Here is a 23,448-nt window from a genome sequence, read left to right as displayed (position 1 = left end):
TCATTGGAACTCAGAATCAATCCAGGAATTATTTTGTTCATCTGGATGCTGCAGAATCTTATCGTTCACCCACAAACCTCGGATAACACCAGTCAGCCCAGTCACTCCGCTGATCACCACAGTCGTCAGTCAGCAACGTTATCTCCCGGGATCCCTCAGGAATCGGCACATCGACTGGCAGAATTCCAGCGACAGGACTGCGGTATACTTCCCGTCCATCAATCTGCACCAGGAAGCGAACCGAACGACTCCTGTATGCCGCTGCGACAGCGCGAAACCGTTTCGCCCCCTTGGGGATCTCATAGGATAGCGACGTATTTGCATGCGCCCAGAGCATTTCCGTACAGACAGGTAAGGAATCGTAACCGGGTGACTCAATTGTCAGCTCTTCAGATTTCCGTGGAGAGGAACCATCCTGGGCGATTTTCACTTCACCTGCCGTCGGAGTGAGTTTCGAGAGTTTTATGAAGTCCTCTGTCTCTGGGATGGTTCGCGTGGCACTGAGTGGCTCTTTGTAAAATCGCGGCTTCAACCAGTACACAGGGCACGCAGCGATATGTTCCGCATTATCAGTTACACGTCCCACCGAAAGCGTCAAGGTAGAGCTGCCTTCTGGAATATCCAATAGAATTTTCTGTAACCGGGTGACTCCACTGCTAAATGCCTCTTTTCCATCGAACGCAACGCGGAAATTGACATAGCTCCCAAAGTTGTATAAGCCGGTTGTCGATATACTTTTCGCTCCTGATGGTATTTTCCATGTAATCGAACTGTTCTGATCGACAACCAGGTACTCCTCACAGCGTTCGAATTTCGGAGACACCAAAACCCGCCGCGGACCAGGATCCCATCCGTATTCGGCCTTGCGGGGCTGCATGGTCGTAAGTCGCCACACTCGTGAAAAACCGGCATCGACACTGAGGGGAGCTGGTTCTTTTGCTACCACCGTCCCCTCACTCTCGGGAGGCATCCCTGGTTCTTCCCAGAGAATGCCACATTTTCCTTTTCTTGCCTGTAGAAACTTCTCGACTCCCTGGCTGGTAATCTTCGTTTCATGCGCTCCTACAAGCCCCAGTTTAGGACATGTCGCTAACTGGAGCAGACCAGCGTCAGTAACATTCGTTCGTTCGATATGGATCTGCCCCAGTCTCGGAGCACCTGCCAGATGAGCAATCCCCTGATCCGTAATCCCCAGTCCAGTCACCATAATACAGCGTAATGATTTCCAGCTGGCACAATCTCGAAAAAAGGCCATGTCGGCATCCGAGACCCGGGTGTAGCCGAAATAGAAATCAATGATGGAATCACAGTTTTCAAAAGCCTTGAAACCCGTGCCTGTCACCTGTGTACCCCAGAGATGAATTTCGTGCAGGTGCTTGTTCTCTTTCAAGTGCAGGATTCCCTTATCGCCCACATGGACTGCGTTCGAAAGATAGATCCCACGCAGATGCCTGGTTCCCCGAAACGCTTCCATACCGGAATCGGTTATACGAGCATTATCGATCAGTTTCGCATGTGTCAAACGAAAAGGTTCTGTGGGTAACCTGTCGAGTGTCTTGATGCCATTACCATCTGTGAAAGCGGAGTCTTTGTTAATCCAGACCTGTCCTCCCATAAAGAGAACATACTCCGCAGCGCGTCGATCGGGGTCCTCTGAGCTCAGATCTGCCTGGGAGGACATCGACTTTGGAGCGGGTTTATTATTGTCCGGCTCTTCCAGCTGTGGATGATACCACGGTAATGCCTGAGACAGTTTTCTGATTCCCACGTTCGTGACTTTGGTTCTATTGAATGTCAGATATTGGAGCTTTAGATTCTGTTCCAGGTGAGCCAAACCGGCATCAGTAACGTTGGTATCTTCCAGATTCAATTGGATCAGCTGGGGCGCAGCAGACAGTATGGCAAGTGTACTGTCATCGGCTCCGGTATGGTTGAGCATGATCAGCTCGATTTTTTTTAAACTCTTGAATTGCTTCAATACCGCAAGGTCATCGGCAGTGAGACTGGTTTCCCCCAACCTGACATCACGGAGATCCGGAAATTGAGAGAGTTGTTCCAGACCAGTTTTATTGATGCTTGTTCTCCACAAATCAACACACTGTAATCCCAGGTTTTTACTTAAATGAGCGAGCCCCACCTCAGTAAAGTTACGGGAACCGGAATATACCACAGATCGCAGGTTCTCCGTCCCCTGGAATGCAGCCAGTCCAGCGTCATCAAGTTGAGCATTATCAGTCAACTCAACGTGCGTAAGTCGAAAGGGAGTAGCTGGGAGTTCACTCAGTGTTGTGAAACTTTTCTTCTCTCCATGCCGGCTGAAATCGTTGAGTCGTACTTTTCCGCCAGTCGAGAGGACATATTCTGCTGCACGGCGATCCGGATCAACGGGCTTGCTATTCTCTTTAGACTCAGGTGAAGGCTTATCAGCAGAGATCGAGGCAACCGGGGCAGGTTGCTGGTCTACCTGGATCACTTTTCTTCCATTCCGTGAAACAGTTACCAGCTCCCTCTTTAGAACTTCCCCGTCTTTTGTAGCCTCGAACTGATACTGTCCCGGTTTCAGTCGAAGCTCTTCGACCCCAGCCCCCTTGATTACCAGTTCCTGTCCGTCGATGGAAACACTCACACCGGGATCTTCGACTTCAATCACCAGAGTCCCTTCGGGTGAGAAATAGCGGATTACAGTACTGTGCAAGCGGGTGATGCCGGTTGCTTCGGTAAAGCCAAAACTCGACAACAGCACGATCAGGATCGCCGCAACCTTCATCCACGATAACCGACTCTGCCTCAGATTTTTTGATTTCGCCGATGTCGACTCATCCCTGATTTGACGCATCGGCACAGCTGCTTCCGCACCTCCGGCTAACTGCTCGGCAACATCCTGTGCAGACTGAAATCGATGATCGGGGTCTTTTTCGTGCAGTTGACGAATGATGGCAACCAGCCAGTCCGGCACTTCAGGAATGATTTCCCGGATACTCCGGGGTTCCTCATCCACGACCCGCTTCAGCACAGCCAGAGTCGACGGGGCACGGAAAGGAGGGCGTCCGGAACACATCACATATAAAACACTCCCCAGGCTGAACAGGTCACTCTTCCGGTCCAGCTTGAGCCCCTGAACCTGCTCGGGCGACATATACATCGGCGTGCCCGCGATGATACCGCTCTGAGACCGGCTCGCGTCATCTGCAGCGCGTGCCAGACCGAAGTCGGTAATTTTGACGCGTCCCGTTCCAGACTCGATCAGGATATTCCCCGGTTTAATATCCCGGTGAATTAATCCCTGCAAATGGGCTGCTTCAAGACCATCTGCGATCATCCGCCCATACTTCACGATGGTAGTCAGATCGAGCGGCCCATTGTCATCAATCATCTGCTGCAGTGTCTTACCATCAATGTATTCCATCACCAGAAAGGGCAGAGGGGCTTCCTCGACCGCATAAATATTAACGACGTTCTCATGCCGTATGGCCGCGGTGGCCCGCGCCTCGCGCAAAAACCGCTTGCGAGCAGGAGAAGTCGCCGCCATGGCCGGGGTCATCACCTTGATGGCGACAATCCGGTGCAGGCGCTGGTCAAACGCCTTAAAAACGATACCACAGCCCCCTCGGCCAATCAGCTCCTGAATATCATAGTGCCCCAGTACTCCCAGTGCCCCACTTACCGTTGCCGGCTGTAGAAATCCGAGGTCGAGATCATCCAGTCCAGGCTGAGCCCCCGTATCTTCCCCCGCGACGCGTGTTGCTTCGCTCGACCGCCGCATCTGCTCCAGCACAGGGACACCGAGAAATTCGCCTGACTGTTCCGTCTCATTCAGCAGGGCAGCCACCTGTTCCCGCAACTGATGATCTTCGCCACACACCTGATCGAGGTAGGCCGCCCGCTGCTGAAGATCTTCAATCTCCAGCGCGGCAATAAAGATTTCCTGTTCGTTCATATAAGACTTTTCTCTGAAGAATTGAATCGCTTAAAATTCTAGTTTGCCCACCGACCATTTTTGAAGTGACGCCAGGGATAATAACCATGTTTCAGCGAAACCCGGTCATGATATAATCGGAGTCGCGTGTCTGTTGTATTGTCTTTTAACTCGATGTAATCCGGCTTGCGGGCCACTTCAGTAAAGCGAACATGATTCTTGCCCCGATTTTTGACTTCCAGCCAGCTTTGATCCGCCTGGATTGTGAATATCCCGCCACCCCCGCGAACGTATTTGCGACGCCCGTCAAATACGCAGGGAGACAGCTCATTATGGGCCTTCGTCTTCAGCAGGGATGCCTTCGCTTGATTTCCATTCCGTGCACACTCCGCGATTTCATGCTGGTAGGCTTTCTGCATCGCCGTCACCGCTACGACCATCTCTTTTTCGAAGTGAGTGGTATTGATGACCGAGGGTAAAACCCGTTTCTCCTTAAACCGTCTGCGTTGACGTTCAATCAAATCGGCAGCATGTGTATTCCCCTGTTTGATGGCAATTGCCTTCTGTTTGTCAAACAGTTCATTGATCGCCTTCATGGCAGTCTCTACCCGCTCCTGAAACTCTTCCCGGGCAGCATCCAGCTCTGGCTTCCCCTGACCGGGGCCCGCTTTAGCCAGGATAATAATCACCTTACTCCGATTTTGACTTGGAAAATTGGCCCGTTGCACATGCCCCGACATTTCACTTGAGGAGGGCAGGGTGGTAACCTGCGAATCGGCTTTGCCGTTCTGCGTTTTGCCATTCCAGCGGGCCCCCGTCTTCGCTGGTTGACGGGGTATTTGTCTGAAATAATCGGCAGCCTGCAAAGCCGTAACATTCAGAACCAGGAACAACAGACAGATCAGATTTCTGGTTTTCAAAGACACGATTTGACCTCATGCAACAGGGGGGAGTCTGTAAAACAGAACAAAGTGGATCCAAACGGCCCTCTTTGAACCTCGCTACCCCTCAGTGCGAAAAACAGCAGCAGAGGACGTCATCAAATCTCAGATATTTCTGAATTTCTCCGCATTTCTCTTCGTAGCCAGGCTTTGGCATAGGCCCATAATCGATCAGCTGTGCGGGGGGAAACCCCCATCACCTCTGCAGCCTGACTTAATGTAAGACCAGAAAAATAAAGCAGTTGCACTAATTCCGTGGCCCGGGGATCTACTGAAGAGAGCCTGTCGAGGGCTTCGTCCAGCGCAATCAGATCTTCTACGGGCTCAGGCAATGTGGAAGGCAGCACCTCGTCCAGATTAAGACGAACCGCGTTTCCACCACGCTTGAGACTGCGGCGAGCCCGTGCATTTTCAACCAGAATGCGGCGGATCGCGATTGCGGCGGCCCCGAAAAAATGCCCTTCACCATTCCAATCCTCGTCATTCCCAATCAGCCGCAGATACGCTTCATGAACGAGGGAAGTGGCCTGACGCGCATGACCTGTCGGCTCATTCGCCAGATAACCGGCAGCCAGCTTACGGAGTTCGTCGTAGACTTGGGGCAGCATTTTTTCAGCTGACTCACGGTCTCCCGCCTGAACGGCACGCATCATTTCGGTGAATTCAGACATCGCAGACTCGAACTTTCAGATTGGGAGGTCATCCAGACTTTGCTATACGGGTGGAGGACAGGCAAACCAGTCATTTCAGACAACTCGCAATGGATTCTCGCTCCCAGGGTCCACACTCGACAACAGATCACCCCATGTTACAATACTGTCTCCTGATTCACAAACCTCAAAATCTTCGCTGCGGAGACATCATGCGGAACGCCAGACAGATCTCATTTCTGCTACTACTCATCTGTTTCACCGGGTGCCAGGACCAGGAAAATGCGAAGGTTCCGGGCCCCACGCCACAACAGGAAGCCACCAACCAGGCAATCATGCAGGAGATCCAGAAACTGGAGCAGCAATCGGCCAATGCCGAACCGCCTCCCCCGGTGTTTCCACTCCCGAACCTGCCCGACTGGAAACGCTCCGCTCCCCGGGCCTTGCCAGCCTCCGACCATGGCTTCTCAGTGGCCTACGATCACGCGGGGGGCATGACGGTGACCTTCTATCAGTTTACGCGCGGCCTGAAAGAGATTCCCGACAATCTCAACAGCGAGCCCGTGCAAAACGAAATGAAGCATGCCAAAGCCAGCATCGAACAGGCGGTGGAACTTGGACTCTGGAACTCGGCAACAGAAACCGATCACGGCACCGTCTCGCTGGGTGACTCACCACAAAAAGCACTCTGGTGCCGCTACCAGCTCGCCACTGACCAGGGTGAGGTCAACTCCGACACCTATGTCTGGTCCCATGCGAATACCTTCTTCAAACTCCGCTGTACCGGCCATGCAAAGAACCCACTGGACGATGTGAAGACACTCACCCCACTGTTGACCGCATTGGGCGATGCCTGCAGTGAGAAGCAGAAAGCCCCCACGGAGAAGTGAACTTCACACTGGAATACTTCATCCTAAAAAGATGCCCAGCCGCTCTGCATCCTTTTCGATATTGGCAACTGCCCGGGGAGCTACCTCGATCACATTCATACTTTCCAGTTGATAATATTCGCCGAATGTATTAATCGTTTTAATCCAGTCTTTCAATTGAACTTCTCTGTCACTTCTCAGTTCATCGAGCAGCGAAGTCACCGGATCAAAAATATCCAGATTGATCAGGCGCCCCTCACAGCGTTCATATTCAATCGAATCCAGTATCAGATTCATGCGAATACAAAGATCGGGTAAATCACTATCAGACACGCGATCCACACGGAGCGCAGGTCTGAGAACCCGTCCGTTGCAGGTAACCATGGCTTCGATCCAGCGAGACAAGTTCATGCTTATTCCTCAGGGTCCGGGAGTGATCAAAATTCAATACTGTTAACATTAGGCCTTCATTTTATCGTGTCGCGGTTTATTACTCGTTTTCTTTGATCAATGGCAGAGTCGTCTGCGTGGATCGGGCAGTTCAAATGTCTCATTCCGCAGCGGTTCTTCCCTTGTGAGCAGCAATCGGTAGTTTTTTTCCTACACGCCGCGGAGAACTCGCTTATCGGTTTCGTCTTTCTCGGGAAGGTAACACTGCAACTGTCCCTCCAGATCGTCAATATAAAGTCTGCCGCAGGCCGCACATTGCCATATACCTCGGACTGGAGAGCAGATCAGTTCTCTCATCTGCATACAGGCCGCTTCAAAGGAAAGCGTTCCTGCAGCCAGGCGATCCACAACCTGGTCCTCCAGCGCATCAAACATCTCCAGCCAGTCCTGATCCGGTATTAAACGCCCCTTTTGAGGCAGATTGTCCGTCGAGTCAAATATCATCTCCCCGCAGTAGCAGCTAATCTTCATCGCAACTCCTGTTGATCCTGCTTTCGTAATAGTGAATCATTCTTTTGTGCCATTTTGGTTTCTGCCCGTTATTTCCTGCGGTGTCCCCAGCTTGAGATATTGTTTGATCGCCTCATCAGTCAATCCCTTTCCTTTTAGCGATTTCGCAAGCGACGTCAGATTAACTCTCATCGACGGCACCAGAACATATCGCGTATCAAAGATCAATGACAGCCAGACGGTGCCATCGGTTCGATTAAGATCAGCCTCCAGGATCTGATTCGAATACAAGTCGATGAGAATCTTCAAAGTATGCTCTTCTAATTCGTCCAGAATCTGAGCAGCGTTTGAGTGCATCAATCGGTGCAGGGGATTGGCTCGGCGCTGCCCGATCCAGTGCGCTCCCATCAGAGCCGGTATAATCAAGGCCAGAATTATCAACACCTGTAAATCACCCATTTTCGAATGACACTCTTTCACTTCGGCTGTGCCGGCAGCGGCACAGCCGCCTGCTGCAACACACTGTTAAATGCGTCGACTGGTGAATCCGTAGGATTGAAGGCAGACTCAGGTTTGTCATGCGGATACCACCTGATATGGTAACACTGGAAGCAGATGACAAAATCATGTTGCTCACCATTCTGCTTCACCCGGATCCCGTGCCGGGGCGAGAAGCAGGAAGCGCCGCCTCCTGGCAACTCCACAGCAGCAAGCATAGCCACAGCAGTCCGGCTCTCGACTGGAAAATTCCGCTCAGACTCATCGAAATTCACTCACCCACAAACGCATAATAGGAATCCCACTCAGGCTCTTTTTCTCCCATACACTGGACTTCATGTGAAGTAACTTCCGCCATCAGCCGCTTGTGGACGCCTGCGATATCAGTGTCAGGACGAACGTAGAAAATCACCTCGCGCATCCCCCCAGTGGTCAAAACCAGTACCAATACGCCATCACTACCCAGATATTCTTCCATCAGCTCTTCGATCTCGCCCAGCTGTTCCATCTCGTCTTCACCGGGCAGACCTTCTGATGAGGGCGTATGAAAAGGCAGGGCAAATCCAACCTTGATTGGAAATTCGCCTTTCAGATGACCATCCTGGACGGACGTGTTAAAGCGTACAAACAGCGGGTGACCTTCCCACTCAGCCTGGCCCACGGCCCATTGATCTTCCATCGGCTTTACTTTCTCAGATACGAATCCATTTTCTAATCACAGGAAATCCCAACGCCCTTTCATAGTACCTGTAAATGCGTTTCGTTCAAGTCGATTCCGACGCGATCCATTTTACATATCAGATAAAATCAGTCTGGGGATCAGCAGCAGCACGGACAGCCACTTCAATCGGCACTGAAATCGGACAATGCTTTAATCGAAGAACACACTGCCTCGACGCACGAACTCACAGTCTTCCAGGTCAAACGAAGTCCTGGGCTCGGTATCACCGCCTTTCGGCAGTTGGATTGTCACTCGTTGATCGGTCACGGGAACCCGGCAAAGATAGACGGTATAGCCTCCTTCGACTTCGTGGGTGTACTCAAAGAGCAACTCCCCCTCTTTGTGTCCCAGCGTTTCCACAGTCACCGATCCCAGTGGAAATCCATAACTGACTTTTCGCTTTGAATCGACAGCCGGATTGATCGTAATCACGCCGGAAGCTTCATCAAACGAGATCGCAGGCCCGGTAGAGGGAATGCTCCTTGAGCATCCTGCGAGAAAAAGTAACAGTAGGATGATTCGTCTTTTCATAACGAAGCCCGCTAACACAACAGTAACAACTCAATCTGTATTTTCCGCGATCCGCCACAATACACCGGAGGGGTCATGCAATACAAAGTCCCGCATTCGCCAGGGACGTTGTTCCGGCTCAGTCACAGTCACGCCATACGTCTCGGCAATCTGCTGTTCCCGCACATGCGCACGCCAGTCGTCGACATTCTGAACCGAGAGATGCATCATGAAATTCTCAGCCAGCGATTTGACATAAAAGTTCTGCAACAGAAACGTGCAATTACCACAATGCAGATAGGCCAGTTCATCCGAAGACCAGGGGATCTGAAAACCGAGATCCGAGTAAAAGCGCTTGGATACTTCGAAGTCCTTCGCTGGCACAAAGGCCTTCAGTTCGAGCGTTTCCAGATTCAATTCGTGTTCCGCATTCATCCCGCCGGCTCCTGTCTCAGATGGATCCTATGTCAGCATCCTTTCATCGTACCGCGAGTTACAGGTCCGGCAACAGAATTTTATCTGTATCAGATCGGTTCACCGAAGTGATCAACTCATTTAGAGCCGAACCCTGAGACATTGTCCCTGAGTTGGGCAGAGCTGCGAGGGACAGAACTCGGTCTGCAAATCCGTGCGGGGAGTCACAAAAATCAGACAACCTGCGTACCGCACGCGGACATACGCATGCAGTCTCTGCATCCCTACCAGATCCATGCCCATTGTGTCATAGAGCAGGACTTCGGGGTCTTTTGACAGGGCCGCCGCCATTCCGAGAAAGCGGCGTGGATTCGCGGCGTTCTGTGAGAGCAGGGGAGCGACCCGGACAGGAAAGTCGCCGATGGTCTGTTCGGCTGAATTTTGAGAGAGACTGGAATTCTGCACCAGCCAGTCGACGCTAGCAGGCTCTTGAAACAGGCGTTTTCTCATCGAACGCGGGTCAGCTTCTTCAGCGACAACGACCTGTCGCCCCTCAGACTGAAAACGTTCGTACAAACGCTGCTGCAGTCGCTTCACACCATCCCCGGGATCTGCATGCAGACACCAGACAAAGCCGGGACAATACAGGATCTCGTTTGTACCGTAAAACTCAGACATGCGCTCTTCCCATGCCCCCAACGCAAACGAGCGGGAATATCAAAAGACATTCCCGCTCGGCATCGTTTTCAGGTTAAAAGTGGGCACGGGCGGGATCGAACCGCCGACACCAGGATTTTCAGTCCTGTGCTCTACCAACTGAGCTACATGCCCTTCGTTTCCGCTTTGAAATCACTGGCGTTAACTCCCTGTGAATTCATCGCTTAATGGAAGCGAGATGGAAATATAAGCCATTCCGCGATCAGTTTCAAGCATAACCACCGTTTCTGATTCAGGAATCGTCAGTTTTCCCGGAGAAGTGGATCTGGCTCTGCAAATATCGACAGTTTCACGGCTTATGAGGTTCGGATTAGCAGCAATTTAACGGTCAGGGCAGCTTAAACCTGTCCGTAAAACAGTTCGGATGTCAGTTCGATCTCATCTTTTCCAGGGGTGGGCAGGGCCTGATCAATCTCCAACTCGCTCTGACGAAGATCAATAATGCAATTCGGATCCAGGGGATCGGCCTGTTTGCCATCCGCGGTCTGGATGATCTGTACGATCGGACTCGTATAATTTTCCCCATTGCGACGGATCACGCGAGCCGCACTTCCATCCGTCAGGGTGACGAAACTTCCCACCGGAAACAACGAGAGCAGGTTCAACAAGGCTCGCATCGCTGAAGAATCAATCATTTTTTCGTTCGTCAGACGCAGCATGTGCTCCATCGCCGCGTAAGGCATCAGGGCAGGGCGGTCCTCACGGGAACTGGTCAGCGACACATAGCAATGGGCCACATTTAAGATCCGGGCGAACAGGTGAATCATTTTCTGACTTCGCTGCCGGGGGTAACCCAGTCCATTCGGCTGTTCGTGTACCTGGTAACAGACGACTGGCACAATACTCGGAATCCCAGCCACATCTTCCAGCATTTCCAGAGAAAAGATGGGATGCTTCTGCATTTCCATCCGCTCCAGTGGATCGAGCTTGCGACGCCATTTACCGATTTTGGCCTGTACTTTGACCATGCCCCAGTCGTGGACCAGCCCACACAGGCCGATGTTTCTTACGTTGGTTTCATCCAGGTTCAGTTCGGCACCAATCGCCATACCTAACAGCGACATCTGCAGACAGTGCTGCGACAGGGTTTCATCTTTGCCCGCCTCTGTTGCGACGGAAATCACGCTGTCTGCGTCAGCAGTCAGCTGTGTCAGATAACTGGCCGCCATGCTGGTGATTTGAGAACCGCTGGGAGTCGTCCCACTCAGCGCGCCGCGCATCATTCCATCCAGTGATTCACCGAACTTTTTCTGCTGCTCGAACAGATGCTCGCGATGCTTCTGGTCATACCCTTTACAGCCATGTACCACCATCGAATCGCGGAGTGCCGGTCCGGTATTGGCAACAAACATGGACCCTGATTCGATTAACCGGTCCAGTTTTTCTGTCAACTCAGTAGAAAAGATCCCCTGGCTGGTACCGTCGACCAGCGGATTTCCCGCCAGTGCATTCAGGCTCACTGTAGCAGCATCGTCGCCGTGCAGTTCCACATGACTCTGTTTGCGCTCGCGCAATAAATCTTTGAAACGTGAGGTAATCACGGAACCTTCAGCCAGCAGGAGCACACCATTCGCGTCATGGATCGGATTTTGAATCGTGCGTCCCACGATCAGATCTTCTACACGAATCGCAACGGTCTCCTGATTTCCCGCTGCATCACTGTGAGTGAGTTCTGGTTTTTCCTGAATTTCTGCAATCATAATCGGAACCTGAGCGAACCATAAATAAATACTGATGAAACCTGACAGCTTTGAGCGTCTTTGTGAGCTGCCGATCACACCATGGTTCTCCTGAATAGAGACTTATTTTAACTCTAGGTCAGAATTCTGTTCCCTCACCTGAGGAGGGATATCTGTGGCAAAAATCTCATTCAGGTCCTGACGGTTATAACAGTCATACTGTTTCGCCAGAAATCACCTAAGGGTTTTACCTGCTAACAGATAGGCAAAACAGGCGTGAGCAGGCTTTCGAGTTGCTGCAGCACCTCTGCTTCACTGAGCTGAGGCGTGGCAATCAGTGCACGTAGTGGAAGCGGTGTTCCGTCAAAGCGGTAGAGGGAACCTCCCGAATGGATACCGGAGATCCCCGTCGGGAGGAAGACTTCCGGCTCAAGGTCGCCCAGAGGAGCAGGGCCGACATGAATCAGGGGGATCTGTTGCAACTCCTGCAGGGCCAGCTCCGAAAGTCCCGTCAAAGGTGCATCACCGATCAGCAGACAGACATCAGCCTCTTTCTGTTCCAGCATGCGAACAGTTGCATATTCACAGGGAGAAAAACGCGGATACCCGACTGCAAAGCTCACCGCCGCTGCGTAACCTGTCTGCCAGGCCAGCACCGGTTCGGCCCCTTTTGTAGCACCTGCAGTTGGAACATTGATGGTATGACAGCGACGTTCAGACTGAATCTCCCGGGCCAGTAATGAAAGTGCTTCAAGCTTACGATGGAACAGGCGATCTCCAGAGTCAGCAGGTCCGAAAAAAATCACGATATAGCGACTCTGCCGAATCAGCGCTGCCAGTGATTCCAGTTCTCCCGCTGACAGACCTGGGGGGACATCACCATTCAGGGCAATCCCCCTGAGCAATGCCCGCAACCGCCAAAGCGTTTCGAATTCCCCCTCAACAGGAACACTGAGTGTAAGATCAACGTCAGCACTTGCATCTGACGCGGAAGCACCAACGGTGACGATTTTCCGTGAAATCGGGTCGGCCCCGGAATTCAGGCTCTGCTGGTGATGCGGATTCGACCGTAGACTCTCCGCGTTCCAGTAGATAATCAGATCCGCACGACTACGCACTTCTCCCAAAGTGCAGGAGGCTTCTCCCACCTGCTGGAGTGCACGCGTGGAAGCTGCAGCACCACTGTCGATCGTGGCTCCGATGCGATCTGCCAGACTGATGGCTGCCCGTTGCGCTTCGGTCGCGGATTGCCCCATGCCAAAGAGCAGGGGAGAGGTCGCACTTTGAAGCAGCTCTGCAGCACGGGTCAAAGCAGCTTCCTGAGACGCTACAGTGCCATTGATCTGGGGCTGTAACTGTTCTGTCTGGCGGGAGCGCGCAAACCACGCCTGCCCCTGGGGGCAGGTGGTCTGCACGTCTAGTATCTGTTGGCCGTCTGTCGTGACCTGGATGTCATCGCAGACGCAGCAACATCCGGCACAGGTCACATCTTCAAACACGTTCTTCACAGACAGTCTCCGCCAGCAGTTTCAGGAGAAACAGGCAGCATTCAGGCCAGCTGTTCTTTCAGCTCTGTCAACAAAGCGACCGCTTTGCCGATATCAGCCTTCTGCTGATCCCGCTGCTCGGGAATTTCCCGTTCGATGGTCAACGGGCCAGTGTAACCGATTTCATCGAGAGTCCGCAGGTATGTTCCCATGCCGACATCACCGTCACCCAGAGGCACTTCTGCTCCCCAGGCTACGCCGCGTTGATCCTCGGGAGCCCAGGTGGCATCCTTGCAGTGCACACTGCCGACCAGATGGCCAACCCGTTTCAGGGCAGCAATCGGATCGCCCGTCCCGTACAGAATCATGTTAGCGGGATCAAAGTTGATTTTAAGATTGTCACGTGCCACATCGCCGATGAAATCAAGCAGATGATCGGCGCTTTCCTGCCCGGTTTCGAGATTCAGATTCTGGCCGTTCACTTTGACATGATCCAGCAGATCCTGGGTGGTTTTCACCAGATCCTTGTAATCGTCGCATTCACGATCCTCGGGAACGAAGCCAATGTGCAGCGCCACGGTATCGCAACCCAGCTGTTTGGCGAAATCGGAAATCTCTTTCATCTCTTCCGTGCGGGCGGCCCGGGTTTCGGCTGGAACCAGCCCTACGGTCTTCTTCGTCGTTTCAATATCTGCGTAGCTTTCACCTTCAAAACCACCGAAGACGCAGGTCAACTGAATGCCGGCATCATTACATTTCTTCATGAATTCGTCGGCGAGTTCTTTCGACCGAGTCTCCGCATGGGGTGCATGAATCTGAATCGTGGGGATTCCTAATTCCTGGACGACATCGAAGTGTACCCCCAGTCCCGCGTCGACGGATGCGAATACACCAATAGGCCATTTTTCCATTCTTTTGCCTCCCCGATTGATTGTTTCTCTAGGTCTCAAATTGTTCGGTTTTCATTACAAAACAAGCCCCCGCCTCTCGGGAGCCTCAACTCATCATAAGGAGATCATCTCGGTTTCACAAACCACGACCTCGGTTTCTTAACAAAAAAAAGAAACACTTTTTCGAATGTCGTTTCCCGCTTCCCCCGTCTATTGTTTCCCGCACGACTCCCCTTATAATGGAGCCTGCTTGCAATGATTGCCCCTGAATAATTTAGTCGGCCCGGCCACTGAAAGGATACCGCTCATGATTGAAATCAATAAAATCCTCATCCCCACAGACTTCAGTGAACCCTCTCAGGCCGCTACTCAATACGCTGTCGAACTGGCACGGAAATTCGATGCCCAGCTGCATCTGCTGAACGTGATTGAAGACCCCATTGTCTACATGCCCATGTTTGAAAGCTATGCACTTCCGCCCAAGGAAGACTTCGAAAACTTCGCCAAAACCCGACTCGAAAACTGGATCCTGGACGAAGATAAAGAGGGGCTCGACCTGGTGACCCACTGGGTACATGGCAATCCGTTTGTCGATATTCTGAAGTACGCGAAAAAAGAAGACATCGACGTCATCGTGGTCGGCACACACGGTCGTTCCTTCACCGCGCACCTCCTGCTCGGAAGCGTGGCAGAGAAGGTCGTGCGGAAAGCCCCCTGTCCGGTTCTGACCGTCCGCCCCAAGGGCCACCAGTTCATCCATCCGGCACAGGACTAAGCCTGATTCGACACGCTGATTCAACCTGTTGACAGTGCCTGCTCCCCAGCGAGTGCGCCTGCTGATTATCCAGGGATACTCTCTACGTGATTGGCGACTCATCACATACTTCAGAAAGCCGGATTCCCTTCTACGGTAAATTGTTCAGCCTGATCGCGTTTGTGATCATTTTGAATCTGCCGACGCCGGACGATATGTCCTCTGCTGCGCAGCGTCTGGCTGCGGTGACCGCGCTGATGGCAATCCTCTGGATGACGCAGGCACTACCCATTGCCGTTACCAGCCTGGTTCCGCTGTTTGCCTTTCCCCTGTTCGGTATCCAGAACCCGGCGACGGTCAGTCAGGCTTATATTAATCAGAATATCTTTCTGTATATGGGTGGGTTCATTATCGCATTGGGCATCGAAAAATGGGGCGTCCATCGCCGCATTGCCCTGCATACGATTAATGTAGTCGGATCAAGCCCTCGCCGGGTCGTGCTGGGTTTCCTGTTCGCGACCGGCTTCCTTTCGATGTGGATCAGTAATACCGCCTCTACGCTACTCATGCTCCCCATCGGCATGGCGATCATCGGTTCCATGTCCGAACTCTCACTCTTTGATTCCAACGTCGATTCTTCAAAAGCCATTCGCCATTTTTCAGTCGCGCTGCTGCTGGGCATCGCGTATTCCGCCAGTATCGGCGGTGTCACCACGCTGATCGGCACGCCCACCAATATCGCCTTTCAGCAGATCTGGCTGGCTCAGTTTCCGCAAGGCCCGCAACTCTCGGCAGGGGAGTGGATGATCATGGTTGTCCCGTTCGGGGTGACCTTCATTATGATCACCTGGCTGGTTCTTTGCTGGAGAATGCCATCGCTCTCCAGTTCCAAAACCTCCTCTCGAGATATTATTCAGGAACAGATTCAGAAGCTGGGACAGCCCACCCGCGCTGAGGCCCTGATGCTGTTCGTCTTCGCGACCACCGCTATCCTCTGGGTCACGCGAAAACCATTGATCTTTGGTGAATGGGAGCTGCTGGCCGGCTGGGAACAGTTACCGATTCACTTCCTCAAGAAGTGGGGCATCCCCGCGGACCAGGCGTCAAGCTGGGTCCACGATTCGACCGTTGCCATGGGAATGGCGATTCTGATGTTTGCCATTCCTGCCCGGAAATCCGAAACGGGACAGACCGAATATCTCATGGACTGGGAGACCGCAGAGCGATTGCCCTGGGGCGTCCTGCTATTGATTGGCGGCGGCTTCGCCATCGCGGGCGCTTTCAAATCGACCGAACTCTCCGACTGGGTCGGGCATGTCTTCTCTCAGGTAATCGCCGGCTGGCCCGCCTGGGCTCTGGTTCTGGCCGCCTGCCTGATGCTGACCTTCCTGACCGAATTCACATCGAACATTGCAACCGTGAATACGGTGCTGCCGATCCTGGCTGCCACCGCGGTCAGTCTGGAAATCGACCCCCGGCTGATCATGATCCCCGCAGCGATCTCCGCCAGTTGCGCGTTTACCATGCCGATCGCTACACCCCCGAATGCGATTGTCTTTGCTTCGGGAAAAATCAAGATGTCAGACATGCTGACTTACGGCATCATCCTGAATCTGATCGGCGTGTTCCTGCTCACCGCCTTCATGTTCTTCTACTTCATTCCGCAGATGGGGATTGAGCCGGGAACCGTGCCGGACTGGCTTCACGCTCGCTGAACGTCTGATGCAGCAGCTTACTTACCGATGCAGAATTTGCTGAAGATACGATCAAGGATGTCGTCAGTGTAAACCTGGCCGACGATCTGCCCCAGATGCTGCAGGGCTTCGCGGATTTCGATCGCCACCAGTTCTTCCCCGAGTTGCAGCTCAGCAGCTTCTTCCGCGGCTCCCAGAGATTCACCCGCTGCCCGCAGGCTTTCCCGACACCGTGACGCAGTGGAACCGATCAGATGCCTGCCCCCGCGATGCGTCTCAGACAGACGTTCCAGTATCTGATCCTGCAGGGCTTCCAAACCAGTCCCGTCCGCAACACTGATCTCCAGGTCGGCCTCTATAGAATCAGCTTCTACAGGGACAGGGGAGAGGTCACTTTTCGTACGCACCGTCAGCACATTGCGAACGGCTGCCAACTGATCGCGTTGACTGCTGTCCTCGGCACTCATTTCAGGCGTCAAATCAGCGGCCGTGCACCAGACCACCAGATCCGCCTGTTGCGTCTGTGCCTGACGAAAGTTCTGAGCACTGACTGAAATTTCATGGGCTCCCGTTTCCAGGCCGGCGGTATCAATCAGGTGGATACTCTGACCTTTCCAATTCAGCGGCGTCACCAGGTAATCGCGGGTGGTACCTGCGACGTCTGACACCAGTGCGGCTTCGGCATCCCCGACCAGCGCATTATACAGTGTGCTTTTCCCCGCATTAGGCAGCCCCGCCAGTACCAGCGACAGACTGCCGGTCGACTCCATCCGCTGTGCCGAGTCGGCATACAGCTGCTCGCAGAACTCGCGAATGCCTTCCAGACGGGTCACCAACGTCACGCGGTCTATGAATTCGATGTCTTCCTCGACAAAATCGAGCCCTGCTTCCAGTTCGGCCAGCAGTTCCAGCAGTTCGATGCGTGCCCGCCCGATCCGGGTCGAGACACCGCCCGCCAGCTGACTGAGTGCCAGGTTCAGCTCTTCATGATCGTGCGCATCAATCACCCCCAGCACTGCTTCGGCCTGCATCAGATCGACACGTCCTGCCAGAAAGGCACGCAAGGTGAATTCTCCGGGCCGCGCCATGCGGGCCCCGCGGGAAGCAATCTGTTCAATGGCGGCTTCCAGCAGAGGGGGAGAACTGACGGTATGAAATTCCGCCAGCGGCTGACCGGTAAAGCTCCGCGACGTCGGCCAGTAATAGAGTGCCCCGGGCAGGCGGGTTTCGGAACCTGCCAGTTGCAGTGTTCCCGGATACCGCTGCGAGCGCGTGCTTTGCTGCCAGTCCGTTTCCGCTTCAAAGCAGGCTGACAGACAGGGTAGAATCTCACGACCACTGATGCGAATCAGGCCGGCTGCGCCTGCTCCAGGAGCAGACGCCAGTGCCACAATCGTATCGTCAAACTGCAGATTCATGTCGCGTCTCTCAGGACGTCCTGACTATCGACGTTTCTTGGACTTCTTCCCGTTGCCTTTATCGCGGGAATTCTGATCCCGCTGTTTTTCATTCAGCGCTGCCTGGGCCTGAGCCTGGTCGGCAATCTCCTGCAAGCGGGCAAACCAGCCTTTTTTCGCAGGCTGTTCTTCTTTGTCCGTCTGCTTCTTATTTGGAGATGACTTCTTCGTCTCAGCTGTGACTTCGATCACATTCGGATCGGCACTGGTCGCGGGATGACGTTTGGCCTGAAAATCCAGCAGCTTCCGCTCACAGATCCCCCACAAACTGGAGGCAATGAAGTACACACACAAACCGGCCGGCACGCGGTAGAACAGGAAGCCCATCGCAATCATCATGTAGTTCATGATCTTGTGTTGCAGTTCCTGGTCTTTGTCGGTCGGAGGCGGCATGAACAGCTTCTGCTGGACCACAAACAGTCCCACTGTAATCAATGGCAGCAGGTTGAAGTTGTCTCCCAGCACCGGCAGACTGAACGGCAGCTTGAACAGGGCATCCGGAGCAGCCAGGTTGTCGATCCAGAGGAACGGAGTTCCCCGCAACTGGACGGCATTATTCAACGCAGTATAGAGACCAAAGAAGATTGGCAGCTGCAGGAAGATCGGCAGACAGCCAGCCAGCGGGTTGTAGTTATTCTTGCTGAACAACTCCATCTGTGCCCGGCCCAGCTTCTCGCGATCGTCGCCGTATTTCTTTTTCAGCTCGGCGATCTGCGGCTGCAGCTCTTTCATCTTTTGAGCACCTACAGCCTGCTTCCGCGACAGGGGATACAGACTTCCCCGCACGATCACAGTCAGACAGACGATGGCAATCCCGTATGACAATCCAATACTGTGCAATGTCGTCAGCAGCCACAACATCAGCTTGGCCACCGGACCGAAGAAACCGAAGTCCATGATCTCGGTCGCCTTCAACGGCGGTCCGAGCAACGATTCCCGCTTGGGGCCGGCATACAGAGCATAGCTGTGCTCGGTCTCACCGCCAGCGGGCAGTTCGATTTCATCAGAATTGATTTTGACTGTGATGCGGCTCTGTTCTTCGGTTTTCACATTCTGCTGGATGAGCACCGGTTCGACGCTGGCAGAATAATTCGAACGCATCTCACCATTGACCAGTTCCGGCTTATAGTTTTTCCCATCCGGAGTAATCAGGGCAGCAAAATATTGAACATCCACACCGGCGAATTGAAACGCCCGCGTGTATTTCTCGACGTTCTGTTCCTGAACCTCTTCAATAATGTCGGCTGCGTATAAGGTCGTGGTGTCGACGCTCATGTCGTTCTGCAGAAATCCAATGCGGAGATCACGGAACTTACGCGTATTATCTGCGTTCTCCAGCGGAATTCCCACGGGACCCAGCAGCTGATAATCCAGCGTCTGCCCCTGAGAACCTTCGTTGATCAGTTTCAGATCGAAGTGAATCAGGTAACCGGCCTGCTGGGTATTGCGGAACTCGCGAAAGTCCTCTCCTTCCGGAACCGGATATTTTTTCAGGCTGAATACCTTCTGCACTTCAATACTCCCATCCGGAGCACTGAGTCCCAGGCGGACTGAATGAATGATTCCGTCGGCATCTTTCACTTCTTCCAGCACCTTCCAGTCAGCGCGACGGGTATTGGTGAGGAAGGGGGCCAGTTTCTGGTCCAGCTGTTTCATCTCGATCTGTAAAGACCGTGACACCTCTTTAGCACCGCTGAATTCCCCCAGGACCTGCAACTGTTTCTTGTTGTCATCCAGGTCCCTGTAGAGTGGATCGTTCAGAGAGGCTTCCAGGACAGCAGCCCCTTGAGTGGTGATCTTCGCCTGCAGAAAGTAGCCTGAGTCCGGGTCCAGCGAACCGAGTACAATTGTCCGGCGGGGATTGCGGGCAAAACCGGCTTTCTGTTCTTCCGGCTGTTCGGGCAACGGCTTGACTTCGCCGTTAGTCGGCGGCTTTTTCGCGACCAGGGGCAGATCGGGATCCTGCTCATCCTGCGCAGGCGCATTCTCAGCCTGCTGTTCTGCGACAACCTGAGGACGGGGAGCAATGCGGGGGACAATGAACATCTGCCAGAAAAAGATGACTGTGGCAGACAGTACTACAAAGAGTAAAAGTCGTTTTTGTTCCATGATTATCGACCGTCACGCAGACGATCGCCCAAAAAGTTATCTAAATCAGGAATATCGTAAATCTTCTCGGCGGTCGTGTTGAAATCGTATTCAACCCGGCAGAAGGTCACCTTCTCATCATCAATGATGACATAAGATGAGCGGCTGTCTGCGTCACGAGGCTGTCCCACCGAACCGACATTCACCAGGAACTTCTCTTCGCCGAATGAGTAAACGTAATCGATCTCATCCGGAGCAAGGAAATTCATGCTTTCTGTGAAAACGCCGGGAATATGAGTGTGTCCCTGGAAACAGTACTGGTCGACCAGACCAAATATACGTTCCATTTTCCGCTGGTTATAAATGTCCTCCGGGAAGACGTATTCGTTTAGCGGGTTACGGGCAGAACCGTGCACGAACAGCAGTTTGTCCTCGCGAATCATCCGCGGCAGTTCGCCCAGAAAATCCCAGCGATCCTGGTTTTTATTCGCATCACCGGTCTCCAGCATCTTCCGAGTCCAGAAGATGGCGCGTTCGGCACCGGCATTGAAACCTTCCGGATCAAACAGGGCAGCCTGATCGTGGTTCCCCAGCAGAGACTTCTTGCATCGTTGTCTGACCAGATCGATGCATTCCCGTGGATTGGGTCCATATCCGATGATATCACCCAGGCAATAAATCTCGCTGATCTCACGGCGATCAATGTCAGCCAGGACAGCTTCCAGCGCCTCGAGATTACCGTGAATATCACTAATTATCGCTCTTAACAACGGACAACTCCCACTTTGTTTGACCGGGAATACCAGTTCGAAAGACTATCCAGGCAGGTCGCTTTTTACGGAGCATGACCACCCGAAGTTCTCATCAGAAATAAAACTGCGACGGGTCAGATCTGTCAAAACAGACATGAATGCATTCACACAATGAAACACCGCCACAGTACCGTGAACGAAAAGCAGCGGTAACAGGCAACGGGACACTGAGTCTGACCGGGTCTGACAAAAGATCACTACAGCTCTGAGAGACCGTCCAAAATCTTTCCACCAAAGTCCCAATAGTAGCAGTACAGGGGCACCATCTCAAGGCTCTGTTTACAGTTATCATTCGTTACCTGTCAGTAAATCTTCTGATTTCATCTCTGCTGAATGCCTGCAAAAAACAACATTGCTCCATTCATGACTGAAAAACACACCAAAACTCTCCCAGATCGCCAAAATCGGTGATGATTTCTCTCTCCAGATTGAGTCAAAACATAGGAATACGGGATAAAGCTGGCTAAATGGCGTTTCAAATAGTGAAATCAGGGGTTGTGCCGCCTGTCAGGCTTGAATCAGTTCTATGGGGCAATTGAGCCTCTGCAACACAGTGCGAGATCCACTGCGATCCCTGCAAGCCGCATGATCCAACCATCGTCGACCTTAAGCAGTGATCACATCAACAGTTCTATGAACCCCAAAGATGCAACCGAGGAACAGCTGCTTCCCAAAATCAACAGCCACGCCGCTCCCGATGTTGCCTGCGGGAAACTGTGGTCTATGTTTTGGTACCCCTTCATCATGATTGTCTCCCAGTTTTCAACTCGGGTCTTACCGTTCGCCGGGATGGCGGACCAGAAGCCTGATTTGAAACCCGGTCTCTTCACAAGCTCCCCGGAGCAGGTGAGCGATTCCGCTATCTGCGCTGTCGAACCGTCTGGACGGTCGCTGACAGCGCCAGACACTGTTTCCAGTGAGATCCAACATCCTAATTAACTTTGATCCATCAAATCGGTTGTACGACGATTACAACGCTACAAGCACCTTTTGGCGAGACATAAATCAATGAAGACAAATTCAGGCTCATTACTGGTAGTTGATGACGACCAACACATTCTGGAAGCCATGGCAGACTATCTGCGTAGTCTGGGGCACCGTACAGAGACCTCTCTGACCTGCCTCGATGCCATCGAACGACTGAAAGAATTTCCGTTTGAAGTCGTGATCTGTGATGTCAACCTTCCGGACCAGGATGGATTCCACCTGCTGGAATGGGTTGAACAGAATGCCCCCGATACCGCCGTGATTATGCTCACCGGATATGGCACGATCGAAAGTGCAGTGGAAGCAATCCGCCTCGGGGCCTTCGAATATCTCACAAAGCCGGTCATTGATGAAGAACTCAGTCTGACCATCGAGCGCTGCCTGGATCAGCGACAGGTGGTCGAAGAAAACAAATCACTCAAAGCGCAACTCGATCAGCGCTATGGACTGTCTAACATTGTCGGACAGGACTACAAAATGCAGAAGATGTTCGATCTGATCGAAAGCGTCGCCGATACGCGTACCACGGTTCTGATTCTGGGAGAGAACGGAACCGGTAAGACAATGACGGCCCGCGCCATTCATCAGTTGAGCGATCGTGCTAACAAACCATTCGTCGAAGTCGCCTGTGGGGCACTGCCTGACACGCTGCTCGAAAGTGAATTGTTCGGACACAAAGCCGGCTCGTTTACCGGAGCGACGCACGACAAAATTGGTAAGTTCCTCCAGGCCGACGGAGGCACACTCTTCCTGGACGAAATCGCGACCGCTTCTCCCAGTCTGCAGGTCAAACTGCTGCGTGTTCTGCAGGACCGCGAGTTTGAAGCTGTCGGCGATACCAAAACACACTCAGTCGACATCCGCCTGATTCTGGCCACCAACCAGGATCTGGAAGAGATGGTGGCGAAAGGGGAGTTCCGTCAGGACCTCTACTACCGTGTTAACGTCATCACACTCACTCAGCCGGCACTGCGGGAGCGCATGAGCGACATCCCGCTGCTGGTGGAACACTATCTTAAGGTCTACAACGAACAGATCGGAAAATCGATCAAAGGATTCGATCCTTCCGCCATGCAGGCCCTGCTGAAATATTCCTGGCCAGGTAACGTGCGGGAACTGATCAACGTCATCGAACGCTCGGTAGTCCTCTCTAAAGGGGAGTACATTCGCGTGCACGATCTGCCTGAGCAGATCCGTCAGGAACAGTCCTACTCGCTCTCCACAGAGACCAGCAGTGGCGGACGCAGCTCGCTGAAAAACGCCCTCGCTAATCCCGAGCGACAGATTATCATCGAAGCACTGGAAGCCAACGGCTGGAACCGACAGAACACTTCCAAAGCCCTGGGTATCAACCGGACTACACTTTATAAGAAGATGAAAAAATACGAGATCGACTTCGAAAAACAGTTGATGCACTAAGCAACCGCCAACTGTAAATAACGGAAACAACACAGGTTCTTCTGA

Annotated in this window: 22 protein-coding genes and 1 tRNA gene; 5 read left to right on the top strand and 18 right to left on the bottom strand. The window is 52.9% G+C overall.

All coding sequences use genetic code 11. The features are described from left to right. Positions 1-58: 58 nt before the first annotated feature. From FYZ48_RS10000 to FYZ48_RS09990, 3 genes are all read right to left on the bottom strand, one after another. On the bottom strand, positions 59-3,937 hold the full coding sequence (locus FYZ48_RS10000) for a protein kinase domain-containing protein (RefSeq protein WP_149339916.1): 3,879 nt from the start codon (positions 3,935-3,937) through the stop codon (positions 59-61). Positions 3,938-3,975: 38 nt separating this feature from the next. Continuing rightward, positions 3,976-4,842, bottom strand: coding sequence for a hypothetical protein (locus FYZ48_RS09995; protein ID WP_149339914.1), 867 nt, complete (start codon positions 4,840-4,842; stop codon positions 3,976-3,978). A 113-nt stretch (positions 4,843-4,955) separates the two neighbouring features. Next, positions 4,956-5,528, bottom strand: coding sequence for a sigma-70 family RNA polymerase sigma factor (locus FYZ48_RS09990; protein WP_149339912.1), 573 nt, complete (start codon positions 5,526-5,528; stop codon positions 4,956-4,958). A gap of 191 nt (positions 5,529-5,719) precedes the next feature. Between FYZ48_RS09990 and FYZ48_RS09985 the strand changes: the two genes are divergently transcribed. Then, positions 5,720-6,397, top strand: a complete 678-nt coding sequence (locus tag FYZ48_RS09985; RefSeq protein ID WP_149339910.1) for a hypothetical protein — start codon at positions 5,720-5,722, stop codon at positions 6,395-6,397. Between the two features lie 18 nt (positions 6,398-6,415). Here the strand turns inward: FYZ48_RS09985 and FYZ48_RS09980 are convergent, their stop codons facing one another. The 12 genes from FYZ48_RS09980 to FYZ48_RS09925 all read right to left on the bottom strand — a co-directional run bounded on the left by FYZ48_RS09980 (position 6,416) and on the right by FYZ48_RS09925 (position 14,213). Next, complete coding sequence (locus tag FYZ48_RS09980; RefSeq protein WP_149339909.1) at positions 6,416-6,787, bottom strand: hypothetical protein; 372 nt, start codon at positions 6,785-6,787, stop codon at positions 6,416-6,418. Positions 6,788-6,976: 189 nt separating this feature from the next. Further along, a complete protein-coding gene (locus FYZ48_RS09975; protein ID WP_149339907.1) occupies positions 6,977-7,297 on the bottom strand; it encodes a hypothetical protein in 321 nt (106 codons plus the stop codon). Between the two features lie 36 nt (positions 7,298-7,333). Then, positions 7,334-7,735, bottom strand: a complete 402-nt coding sequence (locus tag FYZ48_RS09970; RefSeq protein ID WP_149339905.1) for a hypothetical protein — start codon at positions 7,733-7,735, stop codon at positions 7,334-7,336. A gap of 17 nt (positions 7,736-7,752) precedes the next feature. Beyond that, positions 7,753-7,992 (bottom strand): hypothetical protein, encoded by a 240-nt coding sequence (locus FYZ48_RS09965; protein ID WP_149339903.1) that lies wholly within the window; start codon positions 7,990-7,992, stop codon positions 7,753-7,755. A 53-nt stretch (positions 7,993-8,045) separates the two neighbouring features. Further along, complete coding sequence (locus FYZ48_RS09960) at positions 8,046-8,453, bottom strand: DUF695 domain-containing protein (RefSeq protein ID WP_149339901.1); 408 nt, start codon at positions 8,451-8,453, stop codon at positions 8,046-8,048. A gap of 192 nt (positions 8,454-8,645) precedes the next feature. Continuing rightward, on the bottom strand, positions 8,646-8,927 hold the full coding sequence (locus FYZ48_RS09955; protein ID WP_149339899.1) for a hypothetical protein: 282 nt from the start codon (positions 8,925-8,927) through the stop codon (positions 8,646-8,648). Positions 8,928-9,056: 129 nt separating this feature from the next. After that, a complete protein-coding gene (locus tag FYZ48_RS09950; protein ID WP_149339897.1) occupies positions 9,057-9,440 on the bottom strand; it encodes a VOC family protein in 384 nt (127 codons plus the stop codon). A gap of 120 nt (positions 9,441-9,560) precedes the next feature. Then, positions 9,561-10,097, bottom strand: a complete 537-nt coding sequence (locus FYZ48_RS09945; RefSeq protein ID WP_149339895.1) for a hypothetical protein — start codon at positions 10,095-10,097, stop codon at positions 9,561-9,563. Between the two features lie 80 nt (positions 10,098-10,177). Beyond that, positions 10,178-10,250: transfer RNA gene (locus FYZ48_RS09940), tRNA-Phe, on the bottom strand. A 224-nt stretch (positions 10,251-10,474) separates the two neighbouring features. After that, positions 10,475-11,836: an HD-GYP domain-containing protein gene (locus FYZ48_RS09935; protein WP_149339893.1), complete on the bottom strand. Its 1,362-nt coding sequence runs from the start codon at positions 11,834-11,836 to the stop codon at positions 10,475-10,477. A gap of 233 nt (positions 11,837-12,069) precedes the next feature. Next, positions 12,070-13,323: a hypothetical protein gene (locus FYZ48_RS09930; RefSeq protein WP_149339890.1), complete on the bottom strand. Its 1,254-nt coding sequence runs from the start codon at positions 13,321-13,323 to the stop codon at positions 12,070-12,072. Positions 13,324-13,364: 41 nt separating this feature from the next. Beyond that, positions 13,365-14,213 (bottom strand): sugar phosphate isomerase/epimerase family protein, encoded by an 849-nt coding sequence (locus FYZ48_RS09925; RefSeq protein WP_145184577.1) that lies wholly within the window; start codon positions 14,211-14,213, stop codon positions 13,365-13,367. A gap of 286 nt (positions 14,214-14,499) precedes the next feature. On the opposite strand from FYZ48_RS09925, the gene FYZ48_RS09920 reads away from it, so the two are divergent. Together FYZ48_RS09920 and FYZ48_RS09915 are read left to right on the top strand one after the other, a co-directional pair. Continuing rightward, positions 14,500-14,967 (top strand): universal stress protein, encoded by a 468-nt coding sequence (locus tag FYZ48_RS09920; protein ID WP_145184574.1) that lies wholly within the window; start codon positions 14,500-14,502, stop codon positions 14,965-14,967. Between the two features lie 86 nt (positions 14,968-15,053). Further along, a complete protein-coding gene (locus FYZ48_RS09915; protein WP_149339888.1) occupies positions 15,054-16,661 on the top strand; it encodes an SLC13 family permease in 1,608 nt (535 codons plus the stop codon). 17 nt (positions 16,662-16,678) lie between these two features. Here FYZ48_RS09915 and FYZ48_RS09910 read toward each other — a convergent pair whose 3' ends face one another. From FYZ48_RS09910 to FYZ48_RS09900, 3 genes are read right to left on the bottom strand one after another with little or no spacing between them, the layout of a single operon-like run. Beyond that, positions 16,679-18,058, bottom strand: coding sequence for a tRNA modification GTPase (locus tag FYZ48_RS09910; protein WP_149339886.1), 1,380 nt, complete (start codon positions 18,056-18,058; stop codon positions 16,679-16,681). Between the two features lie 24 nt (positions 18,059-18,082). After that, entirely contained in the window at positions 18,083-20,206 is a 2,124-nt protein-coding gene (locus tag FYZ48_RS09905) for a YidC/Oxa1 family insertase periplasmic-domain containing protein (protein ID WP_149339883.1), read from the bottom strand. 2 nt (positions 20,207-20,208) lie between these two features. Beyond that, a complete protein-coding gene (locus FYZ48_RS09900; RefSeq protein ID WP_145040616.1) occupies positions 20,209-20,955 on the bottom strand; it encodes a metallophosphoesterase family protein in 747 nt (248 codons plus the stop codon). A gap of 627 nt (positions 20,956-21,582) precedes the next feature. Between FYZ48_RS09900 and FYZ48_RS09895 the strand changes: the two genes are divergently transcribed. Next, positions 21,583-21,936, top strand: coding sequence for a hypothetical protein (locus FYZ48_RS09895; RefSeq protein WP_149339881.1), 354 nt, complete (start codon positions 21,583-21,585; stop codon positions 21,934-21,936). A 69-nt stretch (positions 21,937-22,005) separates the two neighbouring features. Further along, complete coding sequence (locus FYZ48_RS09890; protein ID WP_149339879.1) at positions 22,006-23,403, top strand: sigma-54-dependent transcriptional regulator; 1,398 nt, start codon at positions 22,006-22,008, stop codon at positions 23,401-23,403. The last annotated feature ends 45 nt before the right edge of the window (positions 23,404-23,448 follow it).

Origin of the sequence: Gimesia chilikensis (assembly GCF_008329715.1) — a bacterium.
GTDB classification, from domain to species: domain Bacteria; phylum Planctomycetota; class Planctomycetia; order Planctomycetales; family Planctomycetaceae; genus Gimesia; species Gimesia chilikensis.
Note: the sequence above shows the minus strand (reverse complement) of the source record. Positions and strands in the feature narration are given on the sequence as shown.

Coding starts and splice junctions, on each gene's coding strand:
- FYZ48_RS10000 (WP_149339916.1), bottom strand. CDS start 3,937: ATGAACGAACAGGAAATCTTTATTGCCGCGCTGGAGATTGAAGATCTT.
- FYZ48_RS09990 (WP_149339912.1), bottom strand. CDS start 5,528: ATGTCTGAATTCACCGAAATGATGCGTGCCGTTCAGGCGGGAGACCGT.
- FYZ48_RS09985 (WP_149339910.1), top strand. CDS start 5,720: ATGCGGAACGCCAGACAGATCTCATTTCTGCTACTACTCATCTGTTTC.
- FYZ48_RS09980 (WP_149339909.1), bottom strand. CDS start 6,787: ATGAACTTGTCTCGCTGGATCGAAGCCATGGTTACCTGCAACGGACGG.
- FYZ48_RS09975 (WP_149339907.1), bottom strand. CDS start 7,297: ATGAAGATTAGCTGCTACTGCGGGGAGATGATATTTGACTCGACGGAC.
- FYZ48_RS09970 (WP_149339905.1), bottom strand. CDS start 7,735: ATGGGTGATTTACAGGTGTTGATAATTCTGGCCTTGATTATACCGGCT.
- FYZ48_RS09965 (WP_149339903.1), bottom strand. CDS start 7,992: ATGCTTGCTGCTGTGGAGTTGCCAGGAGGCGGCGCTTCCTGCTTCTCG.
- FYZ48_RS09960 (WP_149339901.1), bottom strand. CDS start 8,453: ATGGAAGATCAATGGGCCGTGGGCCAGGCTGAGTGGGAAGGTCACCCG.
- FYZ48_RS09950 (WP_149339897.1), bottom strand. CDS start 9,440: ATGAATGCGGAACACGAATTGAATCTGGAAACGCTCGAACTGAAGGCC.
- FYZ48_RS09945 (WP_149339895.1), bottom strand. CDS start 10,097: ATGTCTGAGTTTTACGGTACAAACGAGATCCTGTATTGTCCCGGCTTT.
- FYZ48_RS09935 (WP_149339893.1), bottom strand. CDS start 11,836: ATGATTGCAGAAATTCAGGAAAAACCAGAACTCACTCACAGTGATGCA.
- FYZ48_RS09925 (WP_145184577.1), bottom strand. CDS start 14,213: ATGGAAAAATGGCCTATTGGTGTATTCGCATCCGTCGACGCGGGACTG.
- FYZ48_RS09920 (WP_145184574.1), top strand. CDS start 14,500: ATGATTGAAATCAATAAAATCCTCATCCCCACAGACTTCAGTGAACCC.
- FYZ48_RS09910 (WP_149339886.1), bottom strand. CDS start 18,058: ATGAATCTGCAGTTTGACGATACGATTGTGGCACTGGCGTCTGCTCCT.
- FYZ48_RS09905 (WP_149339883.1), bottom strand. CDS start 20,206: ATGGAACAAAAACGACTTTTACTCTTTGTAGTACTGTCTGCCACAGTC.
- FYZ48_RS09895 (WP_149339881.1), top strand. CDS start 21,583: ATGATCCAACCATCGTCGACCTTAAGCAGTGATCACATCAACAGTTCT.
- FYZ48_RS09890 (WP_149339879.1), top strand. CDS start 22,006: ATGAAGACAAATTCAGGCTCATTACTGGTAGTTGATGACGACCAACAC.